Here is a 3,866-nt window from a genome sequence, read left to right on the forward strand (position 1 = left end):
ATAAGCCGTCCTCTCGTTTAAATTCCTCTTTGGCAGATTGAAACGAATAAGATTTTCCATCTATATTTACTGAACCATTTACAAGTTTAAATTCCTCTTTGGCAGATTGAAACATGGTGTTATTTATTACCAACTAAAAGAAAAGAGTTGGTGTTTAAATTCCTCTTTGGCAGATTGAAACGGATATTACTTTAGTATAGTAGTTATCCCAAACTCTCGTTTAAATTCCTCTTTGGCAGATTGAAACTTAAGGAAAGTTAAAAAGATACTTGAAGAAATGGAAGGTTTAAATTCCTCTTTGGCAGATTGAAACCCTGATTATCAATCAGAACTCTATTTTCTTTAACGAGGTTTAAATTCCTCTTTGGCAGATTGAAACAAAAAAAGAAAAAAAAGAAAAAAGAAAATGGACAGAGTTTAAATTCCTCTTTGGCAGATTGAAACCGCAAAAATTTTATAATAAAATAAATAAGTTTGTCAAATAAGAAATAAAAAATTGCGTCAAACTTCTAACTTTGTAATTTATCATATTTCAATCTACCAAAACCACAAATTTTCAAAGAACATTTTTATAATTTATTATAAAACATTTTTGGTCTTATCAGGTAAATTACTCAAAATTTTTCTTGTTATTTTTACACCATCCGGAAGAATATAAACAATAACACTATCTCTATTTTTATCAATAATTTTTGAAATATCATTTTCCATTCTATATATCTGACTTTCAGTTAAATCGCCCTCAAATACTGATTTCTGAACATGTATTAAATACTTTCTTCCAATTTTCTTAACTTTATTTAATCTTTTCTGGTCCTTTTTCTCTTTAAGTTCAATATCATAAATAAAAATAACTTTCATTCTACCACCAAACTTTCAATGGTTGATACTCTTTTTCTCCAATAAGATGTTTCATAATTTTATAAAGTTCAAGTTTTATCAAAGTTTTATATTTCACTTTTTTTCTCAACTTTCTATGTAATATAGTTGTTTCAAGTTGTTTATCAAATTCTTCAACAAAGATCTTCCTTCCTTCTTCATTTAAATAAATTCCTTCAAGTGCTTTTTCAAAATTTTCTTCTTTTATCATTTTTAAATTAATCAATCTAAAAATTAATCTATCAGAAAGAACAGGTTTAAAAACTTCCGATACATCAAGGGATAAAGAATATCTTCTTTCTGCGGGCTCATGTAAAAAACTTATAAATGGACTTAAAGGAGTTAAATAAATTTCTTTCAAAACCACACTATAAACAAGGGAATTACCAAAAGATATCAAAGCATTTAGAGGATTTCTAGGTGGTTGAATACTTCTTTGTTCAAAACTCCAACCAGTTAATTTTTCAAAACAATCATAATATATTTTTCTTACATGTGCTTCAATACTCATCAATTTAGTTATATCAACAACATTTTCTAATTGTTTCTCATAATCTTTTATTTTTTCGTTTTCTTCTGAATTTTCCTTCTTTTGTAAATTCCTTTTTATATTATGGATTGCACCTTCAACAAATTTTTTTGCAAGTTTCAATCTTTCCCCTTTATCAATATAATGTTGTGCTTGTTTTATAATTAAATCTCCAGAAATATTTGTTTCTCTTGGATAAAAAGTTCCTGAATACCAACCATAATAATTAAAAATATGAAGACAGATATTATTTTGTCCTATGAAATTCAAAAACTTATTGTTAAAATCAACCTCTCCAAAAACAAAAATTTGTTCCACATTCTCAATAGGTATAAATTTTTTTTCACCTTGCGATGTCTCAAAAACTATAGTATTTTCTTTCCTTCTTAAAATACCATTTGAAAAAATATAATATGTCTTCATATGTAACAAAGTTCAAAATATGCACATTTTTTACAATAATATTTTTCAATTAATTCCGGTGGAATATTAAGATTTATTATTTCTTTTATATTTTTAAGTGCCTCTTCAATTTTAATTTTATCTTCCTCTATAAACTCAACTTCAAGTTTTTTAAATAATTTAGGATAATGGATAATACCACGATAACACTTGAAACCCAAATTTTTCAATCTATAAATATAATACTTAACTTGCCATATATGACTCTCTTCAAGTTTCTTTGATTTTTTAACTTCATTCACTATTACTTCATCTCCTATTTTAAGATAATCAAATTTCAAACTTCCTATTCCAATTTCTTTATATCTTTCTCTTTTAAAACTTTCTTCACTTATAATTTTCCCAATAATAACATAATCGGAAAACTCTTCCATCTCAATATGATGTGAAAAAAACCATAATTTCCTTTTGCAAACAATATAATAGGCAACCTGTGTTCCAGTAATTCTCTCTTCTAATAAATCAATCATCTTTTTCCTTTACTTATTCCTGACTAAATAAATCTTTTTAAATCTTCATCTTTTATAGTACTTCCATTATTTATTAAAACTCCTTTATCCTTATCATAAATAACCTTAAGTACATATAAATTGGAAAGATAATTTTTAATTTTACTATCCCACTCATTCTCAATACTTAGTGAAATTTTTTCACACAAAGGTTGAGGATGTAGGAGTTTTTCATTATATGGAATAGAAACAATAAATTTTGATAAAACATTTTTTTTAAACAAACTAAATAAACCTTTCTCATAAATATTATGAAGATTTACAAATTCTTTAATACTTTTATAAAATTTTTCAAGTTTATTTTCCGGTATTCCACTCACATCATAAATTTCTCTAAAAATTCTTTCTGCATCTAATTTTCTATCAGACATATAACCTGCTTCCAGAACCTCAATAGTATTATAAAAATCTCTCAAATATTTTCCTTCTTTAAGCAAAGAACTATAAAATTTATCCACTAATAAATATTTTTCCAGTTCATTAATCTCAAAATCTTTTATAGTAATTTCATCCAGCCATTCATCTCTATTTAAAATCTTGTTCAATAAATCCTCTTGTTTTTCTTTTGTTTCTTTTTCATGCTTGGGCACTTTTTTCACCAAATCTTTAAATTCTTTCTCAAAAAATTCTTTCTTATTTTCTTCAGTAAAATCTAATTTACTTATATTTTTTGCATATGATTTTTTCCATAACCATGCGATTGATAATCTCAAAAGTTCCCTTTCATAAACTTGACCATTTCCTGATTCTAAACCATTTTTAAAAATCCAAATGTTAACATTCGGTTGACTTAAATCTACTTCATACCTTTCATCTTTAAATCTATTTTTATAAATTCTTTTTTCAAAGTTTTGACTTTCAATTTCAAAATTAGGACCTACTCTTCTTACAACTCTTCCCATTCTTTGAACAAGAGAATCAAGAGGACAGATTTCAGTAAATAAAACATCGGCATCAATATTTAAAGAAGCCTCAACTACTTGAGTAGTAATTAAAATTTTCCCTTCTTTTTCTTTTAAGGGTTTAGGATTTTTAAATTCATTATTTAATATATTAACCTCTTTTAATTTTCTATCTTCTAATGAAAAGCGGGAATGTAATAAAAAAATTTTTATATTGGGTCTATTTAATTTTATTAATTTCTCGTAAACATCTTGTGCTTGTGAAACAGTATTCAAAATAACCAAAACTCTTTTTCCATTTTCTGCTTGATTTAATATTTGTTTAATTTTCTCTTCCCCTAAATCAAATTTTCCATTTTTATCCCTTTTAAAATTATTAATGAAATCAACTCTTATTTTATGTCTTATAAGGTTTTTAAAACAATCCTCTTGTTCTTTATAAATATTAATCTTTTCGTAATCATCTTTTTTATCATTTGAAATCCATTTGTTGCTATAATGAGGTGGTATAAGAACTATTTCTCTTTTGGATTTTATAATATTGCCATACCAGGGTGCTTTCTTCAGATCCTCAAAAGATAAGGT

At 25.5% G+C, this 3,866-nt stretch carries 4 protein-coding genes and 1 CRISPR repeat array; all 4 genes read right to left on the bottom strand.

Going from position 1 to position 3,866, the window contains the following annotated elements:
* Positions 1 to 15 precede the first annotated feature (15 nt).
* Positions 16 to 444: direct repeats of the CRISPR family, unit length 29 nt; unit sequence GTTTAAATTCCTCTTTGGCAGATTGAAAC.
* 135 nt (positions 445 to 579) lie between these two features.
* Positions 580 to 861, bottom strand: coding sequence for a CRISPR-associated endonuclease Cas2 (cas2, locus tag N3D74_06590; protein MCX8095832.1), 282 nt, complete (start codon positions 859 to 861; stop codon positions 580 to 582).
* A gap of 1 nt (position 862) precedes the next feature.
* On the bottom strand, positions 863 to 1,831 hold the full coding sequence (cas1b, locus tag N3D74_06595) for a type I-B CRISPR-associated endonuclease Cas1b (GenBank protein MCX8095833.1): 969 nt from the start codon (positions 1,829 to 1,831) through the stop codon (positions 863 to 865).
* Complete coding sequence (gene cas4, locus N3D74_06600; protein ID MCX8095834.1) at positions 1,828 to 2,340, bottom strand: CRISPR-associated protein Cas4; 513 nt, start codon at positions 2,338 to 2,340, stop codon at positions 1,828 to 1,830. Before cas4 ends, cas1b begins: the two co-directional genes overlap by 4 nt.
* Before the next feature lie 23 nt (positions 2,341 to 2,363).
* A partial coding sequence (gene cas3, locus N3D74_06605) for a CRISPR-associated helicase Cas3' (protein ID MCX8095835.1) occupies positions 2,364 to 3,866 on the bottom strand: 1,503 nt, incomplete at its 5' end.

The organism is Caldisericia bacterium (assembly GCA_026414995.1).
Classification (GTDB): domain Bacteria; phylum Caldisericota; class Caldisericia; order B22-G15; family B22-G15; genus JAAYUH01.

Coding starts and splice junctions, on each gene's coding strand:
- cas2 (MCX8095832.1), bottom strand. CDS start 861: ATGAAAGTTATTTTTATTTATGATATTGAACTTAAAGAGAAAAAGGAC.
- cas1b (MCX8095833.1), bottom strand. CDS start 1,831: ATGAAGACATATTATATTTTTTCAAATGGTATTTTAAGAAGGAAAGAA.
- cas4 (MCX8095834.1), bottom strand. CDS start 2,340: ATGATTGATTTATTAGAAGAGAGAATTACTGGAACACAGGTTGCCTAT.